This window comes from Niallia sp. WK069_GA_01, from assembly GCF_983173855.1.
On record NZ_OZ470138.1, the window covers coordinates 1,113,442 to 1,132,024 of the forward strand.

General features: G+C 36.6%; 15 protein-coding genes. All 15 read left to right on the plus strand.

From position 1 onward, the window contains the following. Positions 1-103: 103 nt before the first annotated feature. The 15 genes from uvrB (at position 104) to hisH (ending at position 18,579) form a co-directional block, all read left to right on the plus strand. Positions 104-2,083, plus strand: coding sequence for an excinuclease ABC subunit UvrB (gene uvrB, locus AC5LWL_RS05300; RefSeq protein WP_493433351.1), 1,980 nt, complete (start codon positions 104-106; stop codon positions 2,081-2,083). A gap of 4 nt (positions 2,084-2,087) precedes the next feature. Continuing rightward, positions 2,088-4,964, plus strand: coding sequence for an excinuclease ABC subunit UvrA (gene uvrA, locus AC5LWL_RS05305; RefSeq protein ID WP_493433352.1), 2,877 nt, complete (start codon positions 2,088-2,090; stop codon positions 4,962-4,964). Positions 4,965-5,608: 644 nt separating this feature from the next. Further along, positions 5,609-6,898 carry a group II intron reverse transcriptase/maturase gene (ltrA, locus tag AC5LWL_RS05310; protein WP_493433353.1) on the plus strand — a complete coding sequence of 430 codons (1,290 nt, stop codon included), beginning with the start codon at positions 5,609-5,611 and terminating at the stop codon, positions 6,896-6,898. 545 nt (positions 6,899-7,443) lie between these two features. Beyond that, a complete protein-coding gene (locus AC5LWL_RS05315; protein ID WP_493433354.1) occupies positions 7,444-8,559 on the plus strand; it encodes a DUF4097 family beta strand repeat-containing protein in 1,116 nt (371 codons plus the stop codon). Between the two features lie 22 nt (positions 8,560-8,581). After that, the gene (locus AC5LWL_RS05320; protein ID WP_493433355.1) at positions 8,582-8,770 is read left to right on the plus strand and encodes a PspC domain-containing protein; all 189 of its coding nucleotides are present in this window, start codon (positions 8,582-8,584) and stop codon (positions 8,768-8,770) included. A gap of 5 nt (positions 8,771-8,775) precedes the next feature. After that, positions 8,776-9,132 (plus strand): phage holin family protein, encoded by a 357-nt coding sequence (locus AC5LWL_RS05325; RefSeq protein ID WP_493433356.1) that lies wholly within the window; start codon positions 8,776-8,778, stop codon positions 9,130-9,132. Positions 9,133-9,636: 504 nt separating this feature from the next. Further along, entirely contained in the window at positions 9,637-10,560 is a 924-nt protein-coding gene (hprK, locus tag AC5LWL_RS05330; RefSeq protein WP_493433357.1) for an HPr(Ser) kinase/phosphatase, read from the plus strand. A 40-nt stretch (positions 10,561-10,600) separates the two neighbouring features. Continuing rightward, the gene (gene lgt, locus AC5LWL_RS05335) at positions 10,601-11,413 is read left to right on the plus strand and encodes a prolipoprotein diacylglyceryl transferase (RefSeq protein ID WP_493433358.1); all 813 of its coding nucleotides are present in this window, start codon (positions 10,601-10,603) and stop codon (positions 11,411-11,413) included. 202 nt (positions 11,414-11,615) lie between these two features. Then, positions 11,616-12,269 (plus strand): pyrophosphatase PpaX, encoded by a 654-nt coding sequence (gene ppaX, locus AC5LWL_RS05340; protein WP_493433359.1) that lies wholly within the window; start codon positions 11,616-11,618, stop codon positions 12,267-12,269. Next, a complete protein-coding gene (locus AC5LWL_RS05345) occupies positions 12,266-12,796 on the plus strand; it encodes an acyltransferase (protein WP_493433360.1) in 531 nt (176 codons plus the stop codon). Before ppaX ends, AC5LWL_RS05345 begins: the two co-directional genes overlap by 4 nt. A 1,425-nt stretch (positions 12,797-14,221) precedes the next feature. Beyond that, the gene (locus AC5LWL_RS05350; RefSeq protein ID WP_493433361.1) at positions 14,222-15,406 is read left to right on the plus strand and encodes an ATP phosphoribosyltransferase regulatory subunit; all 1,185 of its coding nucleotides are present in this window, start codon (positions 14,222-14,224) and stop codon (positions 15,404-15,406) included. Beyond that, entirely contained in the window at positions 15,403-16,047 is a 645-nt protein-coding gene (gene hisG / locus AC5LWL_RS05355; protein ID WP_493433362.1) for an ATP phosphoribosyltransferase, read from the plus strand. Before AC5LWL_RS05350 ends, hisG begins: the two co-directional genes overlap by 4 nt. A 27-nt stretch (positions 16,048-16,074) precedes the next feature. After that, complete coding sequence (gene hisD / locus AC5LWL_RS05360; protein ID WP_493433363.1) at positions 16,075-17,343, plus strand: histidinol dehydrogenase; 1,269 nt, start codon at positions 16,075-16,077, stop codon at positions 17,341-17,343. A 24-nt stretch (positions 17,344-17,367) separates the two neighbouring features. Further along, positions 17,368-17,955 (plus strand): imidazoleglycerol-phosphate dehydratase HisB, encoded by a 588-nt coding sequence (gene hisB, locus AC5LWL_RS05365; protein WP_493433364.1) that lies wholly within the window; start codon positions 17,368-17,370, stop codon positions 17,953-17,955. Beyond that, on the plus strand, positions 17,956-18,579 hold the full coding sequence (gene hisH, locus AC5LWL_RS05370; protein ID WP_493433365.1) for an imidazole glycerol phosphate synthase subunit HisH: 624 nt from the start codon (positions 17,956-17,958) through the stop codon (positions 18,577-18,579). Positions 18,580-18,583: the final 4 nt, after the last annotated feature.

Below are 18,583 nucleotides of genomic sequence, written 5' to 3' on the forward strand. Positions count from 1 at the left end.
AACAATAAAAAAACAGGTTTTTAATAGGTAGTAATAAGATTATTTATAGACAAACATATGAATTTTATTTTTGTTTTTATGGATTGAACGGGAGGATGTTTACGTGAGTCAGGAATTTGAATTAGTTTCCAATTATTCTCCTCAAGGAGACCAGCCGAGTGCAATCAAGGAGTTAGTTTCTGCAAGTAAATCGAACAAAAAGATTCAAACATTGCTTGGTGCTACTGGTACCGGAAAAACATTTACAATAAGCAATGTGATAAAAGAAGTAAAAAAACCAACGTTAATTATAGCTCATAATAAAACATTGGCAGGGCAGTTATATAGTGAGTTTAAAGAGTTTTTTCCGAATAATGCTGTTGAGTATTTCGTCAGCTATTATGATTATTATCAACCAGAGGCATATGTTCCTCAGACAGATACATTTATTGAAAAAGATGCAAGCATTAACGATGAGATTGATAAACTTCGGCACTCTGCAACATCCTCACTGTTTGAGAGAAAAGACGTTATTATTGTTGCCAGTGTATCTTGTATATACGGTTTAGGATCTCCGGAAGAATATAAAGAAATGGTGGTTTCTTTACGAACTGGCATGGAGCTGGAAAGAAATCAGCTGCTTCGAAAATTGGTGGATATTCAATATGACCGCAATGATATTGATTTTAAACGCGGTACATTTCGGGTAAGAGGAGATGTTGTCGAAATTTTCCCTGCATCTCGTGATGAGCACTGTGTAAGAATTGAGTTTTTTGGTGATGAAATCGATCGTATTCGAGAAGTAGATGCCCTAACAGGTGAAATATTAGGTGACCGTAACCATATTGCTGTTTTTCCGGCATCCCATTTCGTAACAAGAGAAGAAAAAATGAAGGTAGCAATCGAAAATATTGAAAAAGAATTAGAAGAACAGCTGGCAAAGATGCGAGATGATAATAAATTATTGGAAGCACAACGATTAGAGCAGCGTTGTCGTTATGATTTAGAAATGATGCGGGAAATGGGTTTTTGCTCAGGAATTGAGAATTACTCCAGACATTTAACTTTACGACCAGCAGGATCAACTCCATATACATTATTAGATTATTTTCCAGAGGATTTTTTGCTTGTAATAGATGAGTCACATGTTACGCTTCCGCAAATTAGAGGAATGTACAATGGAGACCAGGCAAGAAAAAATGTACTGGTGGATCATGGTTTCCGGTTGCCTTCTGCTTTAGATAATAGACCATTAACGTTTACGGAATTTGAAAAACATATTAATCAAATGATATGTGTTTCTGCCACTCCAGGTCCATATGAACTAGAACATACACCTGAGATGGTGCAACAAATTATTCGGCCGACAGGTCTATTGGATCCAACCATTGATATTCGCCCAATAGAGGGGCAAATAGATGATTTAATAGGCGAAATACACGAAAGAATTAAACAAAACGAAAGAGTGTTAATTACAACATTAACAAAAAAAATGTCAGAGGATTTGACGGATTATTTAAAAGAAATAGGGATTAAAGTGCAATACTTGCATTCCGAGGTTAAAACATTAGAACGGATAGAAATAATTAGAGAACTTCGTGTTGGAAAATATGATGTTTTAGTTGGAATTAACTTATTAAGAGAAGGAATCGATATTCCAGAAGTCTCTCTTGTGACAATACTGGACGCAGATAAAGAAGGTTTTCTTCGTTCGGAACGCTCGTTGATTCAAACAATTGGGCGTGCTGCAAGAAATTCAAATGGGCATGTTATTATGTATGCAGACAAAATGACCAATTCAATGGAGCTGGCAATTAGTGAAACGAAACGCCGCCGTGAAATTCAAGAAGAATATAATCGGAAACATGGCATTATTCCACAAACCATTAAAAAAGGAATACGAGAATCAATACGTGCAACACAGGTAGCAGAAAATCCAGATGAATATGAAACTAGTGCAAAGTTGGAAAAGCTGACGAAAAAAGAAAGAGATGCTATGATTGCACAAATGGAAACAGAGATGAAAGAAGCAGCAAAAGCGCTTAATTTCGAACGTGCAGCAGAGTTGCGTGACTTATTATTAGAATTAAAAGTAGAGGGGTGAGGGAATGGCATTAGATAAATTAATCATTAAAGGTGCAAGAGCACATAATTTAAAAAATATAGATATTACCATTCCAAGAGACAAATTAGTAGTCATTACAGGCTTATCTGGATCTGGGAAATCTTCTCTTGCTTTTGACACCATCTACGCAGAAGGACAAAGAAGATATGTAGAATCCTTATCAGCATATGCTCGTCAATTTTTAGGACAGATGGATAAACCGGATGTTGATTCAATTGAAGGCCTTTCTCCTGCTATTTCAATTGATCAGAAGACAACAAGCAGAAATCCAAGGTCAACGGTGGGAACGGTAACGGAGATTTACGATTATTTACGGTTGTTGTTTGCAAGGGTTGGAAGACCGGTTTGTCCGGAGCATGGAATAGAAATATCCTCTCAAACCATTGAACAAATGGTTGATCGTATAGTAGAATATCCTGAAAAAACGCGACTTCAAGTATTGGCGCCTGTGATTTCCGGAAGAAAGGGAACGCATGTTAAGACTTTGGAGGATATAAAAAAACAAGGATATGTTAGAGTGCGCATTGATGGAGAAATGCATGAAATTGGTGAGGAAATCGCTCTAGAAAAGAACAAAAAGCATAATATTGAAGTAGTAATAGACCGTCTGGTGGTAAAAGAGGGGATTGCAGCAAGACTAGCTGATTCATTAGAATCTGCTTTACAATTTGGAGAAGGCAAGGTAATTATTGATGTAATCGGAAAAGAAGAACTGCTTTTTAGCGAACATCATGCCTGTCCAATCTGTGGTTTTTCTATAGGAGAGTTAGAACCGAGATTATTCTCTTTTAACAGCCCGTTTGGTGCTTGTCCAGATTGTGACGGTCTTGGTACAAAATTAGAAGTGGATATTGATTTAGTCATTCCTAATCGCACATTAACATTAAAGGAAAATGCGATTGCACCTTGGGAATCGATTAGTTCCCAATATTATCCTCAATTATTGCAAAGTGTTTGCAATCATTATGGAATTGACATGAATATTCCGATAAAGGATATTCCGAAAAACCTTTTAGATAAGGTTTTATATGGTTCAGGAAAAGAAAAAATCCATTTTCGATATGAAAATGATTTTGGACAAATTAGAGAAAATGACATTCAGTTTGAAGGTGTCATACGAAATGTAGAAAGACGTTATAAAGAGACCAGCTCTGATTATATAAGAGAACAAATGGAAAAATATATGGCACAGCAGAGTTGTCCAACCTGTGGTGGCTATCGTCTAAAAAAAGAAGCTTTGGCAGTCCGCATAAATGGGGTACATATCGGGCAAGTAACTGAAAAATCAATTGTTGAGGCAAATAATATCTTCTATCATTTAGATTTAACTGATAAAGAAAAACAAATTGCTAATCTCATCCTAAGGGAGATAACGGAGCGTTTAGGATTTTTGATAAATGTCGGGTTAGATTATTTAACTTTAAGCAGAGCAGCAGGAACACTTTCAGGCGGTGAGGCTCAAAGGATTCGATTAGCAACACAAATTGGTTCCCGTTTAACAGGTGTATTATATATTTTAGATGAGCCTTCCATTGGGCTTCATCAAAGAGATAATGATAAGCTAATAGAAACATTAAAACATATGCGTGATATAGGAAACACGCTTATTGTAGTAGAGCATGATGAAGATACAATGATGGCAGCAGATTATCTTATTGATGTAGGACCAGGTGCAGGAGTTCATGGTGGAGAAATTATCGCAACCGGTACACCAAAACAAGTAATGAAAGATAAAAAATCGATAACAGGACAATATTTATCTGGTAAAAAATTCATTCCTCTTCCATTAGAAAGAAAACAAAGCGATGGTAGATTTATTGAAATAATTGGTGCAAATGAAAATAACCTGAAAGATGTAGATGTCAAAATTCCTTTAGGGATGTTTATTGCAGTAACTGGTGTCTCTGGTTCGGGGAAAAGTACGTTAATTAATGAAATTCTTCATAAAAGCTTAGCGCAAAAACTAAATCGTGCAAAAGCGAAGCCAGGTGAACACAAAGAAATAAAAGGAATCGAACAACTAGAAAAAGTGATTGATATCGATCAGTCCCCAATCGGACGTACACCTCGCTCCAATCCAGCCACATATACTGGTGTATTTGATGATATTCGTGATGTATTTGCAGCAACAAATGAAGCAAAGGTGCGCGGGTATAAAAAGGGAAGATTCAGCTTTAATGTAAAAGGTGGAAGATGTGAAGCCTGCAGAGGAGACGGCATTATTAAAATTGAAATGCATTTTCTTCCAGATGTATACGTACCTTGTGAAGTTTGTCATGGGAAACGTTATAATCGTGAAACATTAGAAGTCAAATACAAGGGAAAAAATATTTCTGATGTGTTGGAAATGACAGTAGAATATGCTGTATCGTTTTTTGAAAATATCCCCAAAATTCAGCGTAAGCTACAGACAATAGTCGATGTAGGCTTAGGTTATATTAAATTGGGACAACCTGCGACTACTTTGTCTGGAGGGGAAGCGCAAAGGGTTAAGCTTGCTTCTGAACTTCATAAGCGTTCAACAGGAAAATCATTTTATATATTAGATGAGCCTACAACTGGTTTACATGTTGATGATATTTCCAGACTTTTAATTGTACTGCAACGATTAGTGGAAAATGGCGATACAGTATTGGTAATTGAGCATAACTTGGATGTAATTAAAGCAACAGACTACCTTATTGATTTAGGTCCAGAAGGCGGAGATAAGGGCGGTACTATTTTAGGTACAGGAACACCTGAGGAGATTGCAGAACTTGCAGGATCGTACACTGGAAAATATTTAAAACCAATTTTGGAGAGAGATCGATTGCGGATGGAAAAGCGGATCGATAAAATGGAGGAAGTCACTTCTCATTAAAAGAATGGCATGGTTAATGCGAATAAGCTTTTACTTTTTTCATTTACCTGCTCTTTAAAGGGTTTTGAATGATGTGGACAAATTTTTTAGACTAGTAGTTCTAGCTATTTCTATAACTTTGAGGAATGCTTTTGCATTCCTTTTTTTAGTGTGCCGGGCATGTTCACTAGCTAGGCGGTGCAAGTCCGCTATGGGCGTTGGGATATGCGAACCATTAGTCGAAGGCAAGGGTGTCCGTGGTGACGCGGAATCTGAAGGAAGCCCTAGACAAATCCTTGGTCTGAGGTATACGAATCACATTAGAGGTTTTCATTTCAGGACGAGTTTGCTAAACAAAATGAAGTCCTAAATATCCCCGGATGAAATGAGAATAAATGTGGCAGATAGATGAGGAGAAAGCGAGTGAACTTACCCCGGGAGGTCTCTTGAATATCCTATTGGGAACCTATCTAGTGATAGATAGCTGAATCAAGAGAAGTCAGCCGAAGTCATAGTATCAAATCTAGGATTTGAGAAGGACGGAACGAAAGGAGCGACCGTGCTAGAGTTATTGATAAGGAAACGAGGAAACAGAAACAAAATGACTATACGAGAAAAGAAGGTTCGGAAAACCGGAGTTTCTCGGATAGAGTGGAGTTAGCCTTATGCAACCTCAACAGCATGGGAACAATATGAAATCAACGGTAAGTCTAATTATAAAGATAACAGAACTAGATAATTTGAACCATGCTTTCAAGAAGGTGGAAAGGAATAAAGGAGCAGCAGGAGTCGATGCGAAAGATATAGAAGCTACTCGCCTTTATTTGAAAGAAGAAGGTCAACAAATTAGAGAACTTATTAGAGAAGGAAAGTATAAACCAAAAGCAGTAAGAAGGGTGGATATCCCCAAACCGAACGGGGGAACAAGGAAACTTGGAATCCCTACCGTGACAGACAGAGTCATTCAACAAGCAATTGTGCAGAAACTTACCCCCATCTTTGAAAAACAATTTAGTTCGTATAGTTATGGATTTAGACCAAATAGAAGCGCACATCAAGCGATAGAACAAGCAAGACAATATATCGAAGATGGCTACAATTTTGTCGTAGACATAGACCTAGAGAAATTCTTCGACCGTGTTAACCATGACAAACTCATGTCGCTTATCGCGAAAACGATCACTGATAAACCAACCTTGAAACTAATCAGAAGATATCTCCAAGCAGGAGTGATGGACAATGGGTTAATTAAACCGAATACAGAAGGAACACCACAGGGTGGCCCATTAAGTCCGTTACTGAGCAACATCATGCTTCACGAATTAGATAAAGAATTAGAGAAGCGTGGGCACAAATTTGTGAGGTATGCAGATGATTGTAATATTTTCGTTAAAAGCAGGAAAGCAGGAGAACGAATAAAAGAAAGCATCACTCAATTTATCGAGAGAAAATTGAAGTTGAAGGTGAATCAGGAGAAAAGTGCGGTGGGAAAGCCGATAGCACGGATATTCTTAGGAGTAAGCTTCTACCAAAGAGGAAGGAAAACTAGAGTATTTGTGCCAAAAGAGCGGAAGAAAAGGTTCGAAGAAAAATTAAAGAAATGGACCAACCGAAATTGGGGAGTAAGCATGGAATTCCGTGTGAAGAAAATAAACCAACTGATACAAGGTTGGGGAAATTACTTTAAAATCGCGGATATCAAGCAATACGCACATAAAATCGATAGTCATACGAGACGTAGGTTAAGAGCGTGTAGGTGGAAAGAGTGGAAGAAGGTTAAAACGAAATATAAGAACCTTGTAAAACTTGGGATATATAAGGAAGAAGCTAAAAAGAACGCCAACTCCCGTAAGGGATATTGGCGCCTATCAAACAACCCTATATTACATCTTGCATTAAATAATCAATATTGGCAAGATCAAGGTTTAAAATCCTTATCGAAGGTGATTTCATAAACTTTCGAACCGCCGTATACCGAACGGTACGTACGGTGGTGTGAGAGGTCGGCACGGAAATGTGCCTCCTACTCGATTTACTGAAAAGGAATGCATGTGGACAGTATTCTTAATGAACATCTTTCTACATAATATAAAAATGAATGGGTGAGGCACTGTCATGATCTTTTGAAACTTTCTTGCGGGTTGATCGTATTAGATGGAAAGAGGTGAAATGAAAGGATGCTCACAAAATAGCAATTTTTGTTAGTTAAGCCTATTTATTGCATCATCTTTTTTATAGTTAGAAAGTGGTTTTCCGAGGTTTCTTATTCGCTTTTCATGGTGTCCTTGTGCGGGGTATCACCTGTCTCGCAATTCCGTGGAGTCGAACTGACGTCTCACCAAAGAAATAATTTTAGATTTATAGGAATTTAGCTGGAAACATGGGGAGCGAATTCTTATAAATAGTATTTTAGATTAACAGTGCTTGGAATCATGATAAATAATACATTTAAATGAAAAATTGTTTTCTTGAACAGACTATTATAAATGGAGGAATAAAAATGGCTGATGAGAAAAAACGAATTTTGCAGTTGGTGGAAAGTGGGAAATTAACCGTTGAGGAAGCTCTTGCTTTAATGGAAAAATTGGATCAAGCAGACGCAGGGAAAGAAAATACAGCAGATGAAAAAGAGATTTTAAATGAGTTAGCAGAAGAAGTTAAATTTAAGGAAAAGAAAAAAGAAATTCCTTCTTTCAATTTTCAATCTGCAAAAGATAAATTATTTGAATTTGTCGATACTACAATTAAAAAAGTAAAAGATGTAGATCTAGATTTGAATTTTGGACATTATGAAGAGGTTTCTCATATTTTTCAATATACGGATATATCACCAGACAATATCGACATAGATATTCCGAATGGCGAAATTGAATTGATTCCATGGGATCAGGAAGAAATTAGAATAGAATGTAAAGCAAAAATTTATCGAGTGCAAACATTAGATGAAGCAAAACAAATATTTCTAAAAGAAGTGAGAATTGCTGCTGATAATGACAAATTAGATATAAAGGTTTTTCATAAATGGATGAAGCTTCACACAAATATCTATATTCCAAAGTCTGAATATAAAATGATTAAACTTCGCTTATTTAATGGTTCCATTAAAACATACGAAATAACAGCAGACCAACTGTATACAAAAACTGCAAATGGGAAAATTACACTGATAGCTGGTCAATTGAAAAAGGTAGAAGCAGATGCGGCAAATGGCAGTATTGAAGTAGACAAAAGTATTGTGGAAGAATTGGATGCTGAAACAATTAATGGGATAATTAAGGCAGAAGGGTATTTCCAAAAGGTGGATTTACAATCCTTTAACGGTAATCTAGTTTGTACGAATCATTCGGATGTATGTGAATACTTTGATTTAAAGGGAACAACTGGAAGTATAGAAGTTAATGTTAATGAGGGCTTAGCAGTCAATGGCAGTTTAAAAACGAATTTTGGAGGATTTAACGTTGAACTAGAGGGTATACAAATAATAGAAGAAAAAAATGAAGTTCTTCAAAAAACACTTCAGTTTCAATCGGTGCAATCTGAACCAAAGCGTACATTAATTGATGCGAATACGAAAACTGGATCAATAAAAATTCAAAAAATAGTCGAGAAAAGTTAAACTAGAAAGGAGTTTGTATTAGATGAAACAATTGATGCGTTCTAGAAGTAATAGGAAATTAGCAGGGGTTATAGGTGGACTTTCAGAGAAATTTAATATAAATGCAAATCTTGCAAGACTAATATTTGTGATTGCGGCGATTTCAACTGGATTTTTTCCGCTAGTGTTCATTTATTTGCTATTAATATTTGTTTTACCGAATGAGGTGTGAGTTAAATGAGATGGATCGTTGGTATTGTAATAAATGCAGTATTTTTTATTGCGCTTGCAGGATTATTTCAAGACTATTTTTATTTATCAGGGATCGGTGCAGCAATAGGAGCCAGTATAATCCTGTCTTTGTTAAATATCATTGTTAAGCCAATATTAATACTATTTACATTACCTGTAACAATACTTTCTTTAGGATTATTTTTATTTGTTATTAATGCTATTACCTTATCATTAACAGCACAGTTAATGGGAGACAGTTTTGAAATATCAAGTTTTGGTATGAGTTTGTTTTTTAGTATTTTATTATCAATATTTAATCTTATCGTTTCAAATACGCTCTTAAAGAATAAAGAGAAATAATCGTAGGAATAAGTGGTTTATAAAAATAACTAAGTGTGGCGGCTTAGTTATTTTTTCATATAGAGGTTGTTCAAAAAGTCCGGTAAAAATGACATGTCGAATTTCTTCGTTGGTTTGCTTTTCCGCTTCTCACGTATTCAACTAGAGGTTCTTCCACTAAAAACGCTCACGTCCTGTGAGCAACGTTGAAGTCACCACATCCCGTGGAAGGCCGATGCTCAGGAGCAAATCGCCTCGAACTTCTCGGTCCTTTTTTTTATCCTCTTTTTTGAACACGCACATATAGAAAAAAGGGAGAGGGAGCTTAGATGGTACTTAGAAGGTTTTTTTCTTCATAAAAAGTCATTGATAGCTCCCCTTATGTCGGTTTCAAAATGATTTATCTAGTTTTAGATAAGGAATCTAGCATAAATTTGGTGAATAATGCTAAAATAAAGTGAATGTTTAAATGAACTAGGAATTGAGAGTCTAAACAGCATTGAACCCTTTAAAGGAGGAGCTCTAATGGCAAAAGTACTTATAAAAGATGTGATTGAGGAATTTGATTTAGAATTAATAAGTGGTGAAGAAGGAATTAACAGACCGATTTCATTAAGTGATATATCTAGACCTGGTTTGGAAATGGCAGGCTATTTTAACTATTATCCAGCAGAGCGTGTACAATTATTAGGTAAAACAGAGCTATCATTTGTCAGCAGATTAGATGAAGTGGAAAGAAAGTCTAGATTGACAAAACTTTGTAGAGATATTACACCTGGGGTGATTATTACAAGAAATATGGAAGTTCCAGCAGAATTAATAGAAGCGTCTGAACAATATTCTGTTCCAGTCATGCGTTCTAAACAAAAAACATCTCTATTCTCCAGCCGATTAACTAATTTCTTAGAAAGAAAATTAGCACCGACAACAGCAGTCCATGGAGTTTTAGTTGATATTTATGGTGTAGGTGTATTGATTACAGGAAAAAGTGGAGTAGGGAAAAGTGAAACAGCGTTGGAATTAGTAAAGCGTGGACACCGTTTAGTAGCAGATGATTGTGTTGAAATTCGTCAAGAAGATGAAAATACGATTGTCGGCAATTCTCCTGAATTAATTGAGCATTTATTAGAAATACGTGGGCTAGGCATTATTAATGTCATGACATTATTTGGTGCAGGAGCTGTTCGCAGTTATAAAAAAATATCTATTGTTATGTCATTAGAGCTATGGGAACAAAATAAACAGTATGATCGATTAGGACTGGAAGAAGAAAAAATGAAAATAATCGATACAGATGTAACGAAACTAACTATACCTGTACGTCCTGGTCGAAATTTAGCAGTAATTATTGAAGTTGCAGCAATGAATTTTCGTTTAAAAGGAATGGGCGTAAATGCTGCACAGCAATTTACAAACAAACTTGCTAATGTTATTTCAGATCATGAATAAACGGGATAGATAGTATAAAGGTGGTTAAGGAGGAAAGAATGTGGGAGAAGTAAAGCCAATAGATCCTATTGCTTTTTCGCTTGGTGGGATTGATGTTCGTTGGTATGGAGTTATTATTGGAGTAGGATTAATTCTTGCCCTTTTATTAGCGATAAGAGAAGGAAACAGAAGAGGATTAGATAAAGATGATTTTCCAGATTTAATGTTATGGGCTATTCCAATTGCCATTATTTCGGCAAGAATTTATTATGTTATTTTTGAATGGGAGTATTATAGTAATCACCTAAGTGATATTCCGAAAATATGGCATGGCGGTATTGCAATTCATGGTGCTTTAATTGGCTCAGTTATTACAACATACATATTTACGAAGAAAAAAAATATATATTTCTGGAAAATGACGGATATTGCCGCACCTAGTATTATTTTAGGACAAGCAATCGGCAGATGGGGAAACTTTATTAATCAAGAAGCTCATGGCGGAGAAGTAAGTCGTTCTTTTCTAGAGAATTTACATTTGCCAGCATTTATTATTAATCAAATGAATATTAATGGTGTTTATTATCATCCAACTTTTTTATATGAATCATTATGGGACATACTTGGATTTGTTATTTTGCTTGTTTTGCGAAAAGTAAATTTACGGTCTGGCGAACTCTTTTTATCGTATGTTATTTGGTATTCTATCGGCCGGTTCTTTATTGAGGGATTGCGAACAGACAGCTTAATGGTTGGTGATTTTAGAATGGCACAGTTAATTTCCCTTGGTTTAATTGTTCTTGCCATCATCACAATGGTAATCAGACGTAAAACGGGCATGGCTAAACAACGTTATTTAGATTCTAATTATTAATAGAGGTTGTTTAAAAAGTCTGGTAAAAATGACACGTCGAATTTCTTCGTTGGCTTCACTTTTCCGCTTCTCACGTATCCATACCATACGCTACGATGCTCAAAGTAAAGCCGCCTCGAACTTCTTGGTCCTTTTTATCCTCCTTTTTGAACACGCACTAATAAGAAATACGGTTATGCTTATGCAAGAAAGGAAGAATAAGATGAGCAGAAAAATAAATACAGCTTTATTTGATTTAGATGGAACCTTAATAAATACAAATGAATTGATCATTGCCTCCTATCTTCATACACTAGAACAATATTTTCCTGGCAAATATAAAGAAGCGGATATTCTCCCTTTTATGGGACCGACTTTAGTGGAAGTCTTTAGCGGAATTGATAAAGAAAAAGCGGAAGAAATGATTAAAATCTATCGAACCTATAACCTTGCAAATCATGATAAGATTGTTACTATTTTTGACGGAGTATACGAAACGATTAAAGAATTAAAAGAACAAGGTTTTAAACTAGGGATTGTCACGACAAAGTTAGCTGATGTTGTAGATATGGGTTTGAAACTGACAAAGCTTGATGAGTTTTTTGATGTTATTGTAGCACTTGATCATGTGAAAAAAGCAAAACCAGACCCAGAACCAGTTTTATTAGCATTAGAAAAATTACAGGCGAAACCAGAAGAGGCAATTATGGTAGGAGATAACTATCATGATATACAAGCAGGTCAAAATGCTGGAACGTTAACAGCTGGTGTAGCGTGGTCATTAAAGGGAAAAGAATTTCTAAAAGGATATAATCCAGATTATATTTTTGATAATATGAAAGATTTACTGTCTATTCCTGAAGTGAAGAGTGAATGAGAAGAACGACTCGTTATCCGGTTAGTGGAGCGAATTCACTTTGGCATGTTTATAAAACAGTACCTTTTTTAAAGGTAGTCAAAAATTTCATCATTATTCAGTTAGCCAGATATATGCCATTTTTACGTTGTAAGAATTGGCTGTTTCGAACTTTTCTGCGTATGAAAATTGGGGAACAAACCTCGTTTGCATTAATGGTAATGCTCGATATTATGTTTCCAGAAAAGATAAAAGTCGGTAAAAATACAGTTATAGGATATAATACAACGATACTGGCTCATGAATATTTAATTGAAGAATATAGATTAGGTGAAATAGAAATCGGAGATGAAGTGATGATTGGTGCAAACACAACAATACTGCCAGGCGTAAAAATTGGAAATGGTGCAATTGTTTCAGCTGGTACACTTGTACATAAAGACGTGCCTGCAGGAAGTTTTGTTGGCGGCAATCCGATGAAAATAATTTATTCCACAGCAGAAATGAAGGAACGAAAAAAAAATAATCCCGTTTATATTGTCGAATAAAAAGAAGACAACCCAAGATAAGATAAATCATCTAAAAAGAGAGCTAAACCAACCAGAAATAACAGCTTTCTTTTTCAAATGATAGTGTCTTATTTTATTGGGTTGTCTTTTTTTAGAATAATATAGATTTCGTAATTTTTAGACAGACATTCAGTTTGTCTATTTCAAGCACAAAGCAGTTTCCATATTGAAAGTTTAAAGCAGAGAGCAGCCGAAATACACGAAGACTCCCGCGGCAATGCGAGAAAGACGAGACCGAGCGACCGAGCCTAGGTTGCCATATATAGTGGGTGGAATTCCCATCGAGAAAGAACTAGCCATTCACTCGTAGCGAGTCTTGGAGGGCAAGGGGTAACTCTTGGTTTTAAGCGTAGACAGTGAGGTAATGGGCCGTAAGCCAAATGGTTGAAGGGATAGAGCTCCGAAATCTTCCTTTAAGAGGGCTGATGTGTTGGTCTCCACAGAAAGCAATATTTCTATTTTCGCAAAATGGCGAGAAAATGGAAACCTCTTCGGAGTCGGTGACCACGGCACGTTATACATCGATATATGGTAGCAACTCGGGAGATCCTGTTTAGTCTTTCTAAGTAAATAGAGAGTATGGCGAACCAAGCGATAAAAAGCAAGCAAGCCAAAAGCTGACAGGAAGTCGGATAGCTGCGTAGTACCAATGAAATCGGGTAATTCTGATGGAGGAAAGGCAGCTACCCTATTACAGCCCTTATGGAGAAACATTTACTATACACGGAGATAGTGATGGAATGGAAACAAAACCAGTAAGGATAGCAGAATGAAACATTATGAAACATTTTGTAAAAGGTGATAGGGAGGAGCCGTGTGCGGTAATTCCGCACGCACGGTTCTTAGAGGGATAGCGGAGCACAATCCATTTCGGAGAGGCTCCCGTCTACTCGACCCACAGCGCATGCGAGGAGGCTCGGCGCTCGCCCGCAGGAAAGCGAAGTGTATGCAGGCTGCGGACTCATTGAGAGAACCAAAGCCTTTTTTCAGGATAGACACCCATGCAACCATGCCACATGAAAAAAAGCAGCATTCCATTTTTTATAATCTGAGTTTGAGTCAGAGAGCAGTCAGAATACACGAAGACTCCTATGGGAATTGCGAGACAGGTGAGACCCCGCAGTGCAGCGAGGAGGCTCACCGCTCGCCCCATGGAAAGCGAAGTGTATTCTGACTGCGGACCATTCAAAAGAGCAAATTCACTTTTCAAGGCAGTCTAAAGTAAGAAAGATACTTCAGGGGAATCTATACATAACAATAGAAAAAAGTTTGTGAGAATGATGAGAAAAGTCTGTTTTTTTACTTGACCAATTGTAGAGGGAAGAGTAAACTACAAATAACTCTTTAATTTGGTAGTATATTAGCGAACTAAAGTATTTGGAAAACTTTTTATGAGGTGTTAAGATGAGCAGTCTATTTATGTTTGAAAAGCCATTAGGCATGAGAGATACATTACCAGAAATATACGAAACAAAAAATAAAGTAAAAAGACAAATGGAAGAAGATATAAAAAAATGGGGCTATCAATTTATTGAGACACCAACATTGGAATATTATGAGACAGTTGGATCAGCTTCTGCTATTTTAGATCAACAGCTTTTTAAATTATTAGATCAACAAGGGCATACATTAGTCCTTCGCCCAGATATGACGGCGCCAATTGCCAGAGTTGCCGCATCCAAGCTGTTAAGTGAAGACTTGCCATTGCGACTTGCTTATAATGCATCCGTATTTCGTGCCCAACAGCGTGAAGGCGGACGCCCAGCAGAATTTGAACAAATCGGAGTTGAATATATAGGGGACAAAACGATCAGTGCAGATGGAGAAGGAATTGCTTTAATGATCTCTTCATTAAAAGAAGCAGGAGTAAAAAACTTTCAGCTCTCTATTGGCCATATCGGATTTGTGCAAGCTTTCTTTTTGCAAATTTTAGGAACAAAAGAAAGAGCAGAGGCATTGACAAAATATTTATACGAAAAAAACTATGTTGGCTATCGTCAGCATGTTGAGAAGCTGTCATTATCCAGTATTGATAAACAAAGATTGAATCATTTCTTAAAATTAAGAGGCGGAGAAGAAGTGATTGATTTTGCTAATCAATTGATTGAAGATGGGATAGGCAATAAAGCGATTGAGGAATTAAAACAGTTATGGAGTATTTTATCCGATTATAAAGAAACAGGAAGAGTGAAATTAGATCTAACATTAGTAAGCCATATGAGTTATTATACTGGAATTTTATATGAGGTATATGCTGAAGGTGTTGGTTTTCCGATTGGAAGTGGCGGAAGATATGATCTACTTCTTGGAAAATTTGGAAAGGCAACAGGTGCAACTGGCTTTGCCATCCGCATTGATCATTTATTAGAAGCACTTGGAAAATTAGAAAGAACCAATAATATTCAGTGTATTCTATTTAGTGGAGACCACAGAAAAGAAGCATTTGAACTTGCAAAAGAAAAAAGGGCAGCCGGATGGAAAGTGATTACGCAAGATATAAATGGCGTAGGAAACGTGGATGCATGCACAAATCAATATGCAGAAGTTACCCTTTTAGTTGGAAAAACAGGAATGGAGGTTGTGAAATGAAGGATGTATTGACAATTGCCATGCCAAAAGGACGGATTTTTGAAGAAGCAGCAAATTTATTGCGTGAAGCTGGATTCAAGCTGCCTCCTGAATTTGATGATTCACGCAAATTAATCATCGATGTAAAGGAAGAAAATTTCCGGTTTATTTTAGCAAAGCCGATGGATGTACCAACATATGTGGAACACGGAGTAGCTGATTTAGGCATTGCAGGAAAAGATGTGATGCTGGAAGAAGAACGAGATGTTTATGAGCTGCTTGATTTAACTATTAGTGCTTGTTACTTAGCTGTTGCTGGACTGCCAAATACAGAGTTAAATGATATCGCACCAAGAATTGCAACAAAATATCCAAATGTAGCTGCAGCCTATTTCCGCGAACAAGGTGCACAAGTGGAAATTATCAAATTGAATGGTTCTATTGAACTGGCACCAATTATTGGTTTATCCGATAGAATTGTAGATATTGTCTCAACTGGAAAAACATTAGTTGAAAATGGATTGGTAGAATATGAAAAAATTGTGGAGATTACCTCAAGATTAATTGTAAATCCAGCCAGTTATCGAATGAAAGATCAAAGAATCAGCGAATTAGTAGAAAGACTGAATAATGTAATTAAATCAAATTCATTAATTAGTTGAAATGGAATGTGTAAGGGGAGTCGCCAGATGAAAATAGTGAACGGTGGAGAAGATATCTTCATAAAACGCTCTGTAGATTCAGGGACAGAAGAACAAAGAACCATTGTTAAAGAAATTATTGAAAATGTAAGAAAAAACGGAAATAAAGCACTAAAAGAATATACAGAAAAATTTGACCAGTCGATTATATCGGAGTTTCTTGTTACAGAAAAAGAAATACAAGCTGCATTTAATGATGTAGATGATGAAATGGTTTCTATTATAAAAGAGGCAGCGGAAAATATTCGCAGCTATCATGCTAACCAGTTAAAGTCTTCTTGGATGATAACAAAGGAAAATGGTTCTATTCTTGGTCAAAAGGTTACTCCATTAGATTCAGTTGGCGTATATGTACCAGGGGGAACAGCAGCTTATCCCTCTTCTGTGCTAATGAATGTTATTCCTGCACATGTCGCAGGAGTAAAAAGAATCGTAATGGTTTCCCCGCCAAATAAAGACGGTACACTTCCGAGTGCAGTCTTAGTTGCAGCACACATTGCTGGTGTAAAAGAAATCTATAAAGTTGGCGGTGCACAAGGAGTTGCAGCTTTAGCCTATGGAACGGAAACCATAGAAAAGGTGGACAAAATTGTTGGACCAGGAAATATCTATGTTGCTCTTGCCAAAAGGGAAGTATTTGGAGATGTCGATATTGATATGATAGCAGGTCCAAGTGAAATTGCTATTCTTGCAGATGATACAGCACAAGCCAATGAAGTGGCAGCTGATCTTTTATCACAAGCTGAACATGATACAAGAGCAAGTGCCGTTTTAGTGACAACTTCTAGAAAGCTTGCAGAACAGGTTGCAATAGAAGTGGAGGAGCAGCTACAAACATTACCACGAAAAGAAATTGCTCAAAAATCAATAGAGGATTTTGGTTTCATTATTATTACCGATACAATGGAAGAAGCAGTTCATACGATTAATGAACTTGCGCCAGAACATTTAGAGGTTATAACAGAAAATTCATTTGAATTATTAGGTCATATTCGCCATGCTGGTGCCATCTTTATAGGACGGTATAGTTCAGAGCCTGTCGGAGATTATTTTGCTGGAACGAATCATGTGTTGCCAACAAATGGCACAGCACGATTTTCAAGTCCTTTAAACGTAGAAGATTATCAGAAGAAATCAAGTATAATTTCCTACAGCAAACAAGCATTTGAAGAAAATGCGGCAAAGATAGCAGCGTTTGCTCGTCTGGAAGGATTAGAAGCACATGCAAGAGCAATAGAGTCAAGAAATAAGCAATAAGTTTCATTTTTTGGAGGGATTAATATGGCAAGAAGTGCTGCAATTAGTAGAAAAACAGGTGAAACAAATATTCAATTATCCTTTAATATAGATGGAGAAGGTATAGCTGATATTGATACAAGTGTGCCTTTTATGAACCATATGCTTGATTTATTTACAAAGCATGGTCAATTTAATCTCACTGTGCAAGCGACTGGAGATATTGAAGTAGATGATCACCATACAACAGAAGATATTGGCATTTGTCTTGGACAGGCTCTTAAAGAGGCTGTTGGCGATAAAAAGGGCATAAAAAGATATGGAAATAGTTTTGTACCGATGGACGAGACATTAGCGCAAGTAGTGGTTGATCTAAGTAATCGTCCGCATTTAGAATTCAGAGCAGAGTTTCCAAGTGAAAAGGTAGGTACATTTGATACGGAGTTAGTGCATGAGTTTTTATGGAAGCTAGCTTTAGAAGCAAGAATGAATTTACATGTCATTCTTCACTATGGACAGAACACCCATCATATGATTGAAGCAATTTTTAAAGCATTAGCACGGGCACTTGATGAAGCAACTACCATTGATCCAAGAATAAAAGGGGTGCCTTCTACGAAAGGACTGCTGTAAATGTTAGGCATTATTGATTATGGAATGGGAAATTTATTTAGTGTGAGTAAAGCACTGGAAAGATTAGATGTTCCTTATTTTATTTCAGAAGAAAAGGAAGAGCTTTTAAAGGCAGATGCTTTAATTCTGCCAGGGGTAGGAGCATTTAAAGATGCGATGACTCGTCTGAATGAATCTGGTTTAACAGAAATGATTCATGAATATGCTGCTAGCGGTCGTCCATTGCTTGGGATTTGCCTCGGCATGCAGCTTCTTTTTGATGAAAGTGAAGAACATGGACAAACAGAAGGGTTAAAATTGTTGCCTGGAAAGGTGATTCGTTTTCCGGGAGTAACAGAAGAAGGCACTTCATATAAAGTGCCTCATATGGGTTGGAATTTATTATCCTTTCATGGTACATACGCTTTAACTGAAAATATTCGGGAGGATTATGCTTATTTTGTTCATTCGTATTATGCCGTAACAGAGGAAGATGTAATCATTGCGAAAAGTAAGTACGATAAGGAAGTTCCAGCAGTTGTCGGAAAAGAAAATGTGTATGGGATGCAATTTCATCCTGAAAAAAGTAGTAAGTTAGGAATGCAATTATTAAATAACTTCACACAGCTTATGAAGAAAGGATGAAAAA

Coding starts and splice junctions, on each gene's coding strand:
- ltrA (WP_493433353.1), top strand. CDS start 5,609: ATGCAACCTCAACAGCATGGGAACAATATGAAATCAACGGTAAGTCTA.
- hisG (WP_493433362.1), top strand. CDS start 15,403: ATGAAGGATGTATTGACAATTGCCATGCCAAAAGGACGGATTTTTGAA.
- hisD (WP_493433363.1), top strand. CDS start 16,075: ATGAAAATAGTGAACGGTGGAGAAGATATCTTCATAAAACGCTCTGTA.
- uvrA (WP_493433352.1), top strand. CDS start 2,088: ATGGCATTAGATAAATTAATCATTAAAGGTGCAAGAGCACATAATTTA.
- AC5LWL_RS05345 (WP_493433360.1), top strand. CDS start 12,266: ATGAGAAGAACGACTCGTTATCCGGTTAGTGGAGCGAATTCACTTTGG.
- AC5LWL_RS05325 (WP_493433356.1), top strand. CDS start 8,776: ATGAGATGGATCGTTGGTATTGTAATAAATGCAGTATTTTTTATTGCG.
- hisB (WP_493433364.1), top strand. CDS start 17,368: ATGGCAAGAAGTGCTGCAATTAGTAGAAAAACAGGTGAAACAAATATT.
- AC5LWL_RS05350 (WP_493433361.1), top strand. CDS start 14,222: ATGAGCAGTCTATTTATGTTTGAAAAGCCATTAGGCATGAGAGATACA.
- hisH (WP_493433365.1), top strand. CDS start 17,956: ATGTTAGGCATTATTGATTATGGAATGGGAAATTTATTTAGTGTGAGT.
- ppaX (WP_493433359.1), top strand. CDS start 11,616: ATGAGCAGAAAAATAAATACAGCTTTATTTGATTTAGATGGAACCTTA.
- hprK (WP_493433357.1), top strand. CDS start 9,637: ATGGCAAAAGTACTTATAAAAGATGTGATTGAGGAATTTGATTTAGAA.
- AC5LWL_RS05320 (WP_493433355.1), top strand. CDS start 8,582: ATGAAACAATTGATGCGTTCTAGAAGTAATAGGAAATTAGCAGGGGTT.
- AC5LWL_RS05315 (WP_493433354.1), top strand. CDS start 7,444: ATGGCTGATGAGAAAAAACGAATTTTGCAGTTGGTGGAAAGTGGGAAA.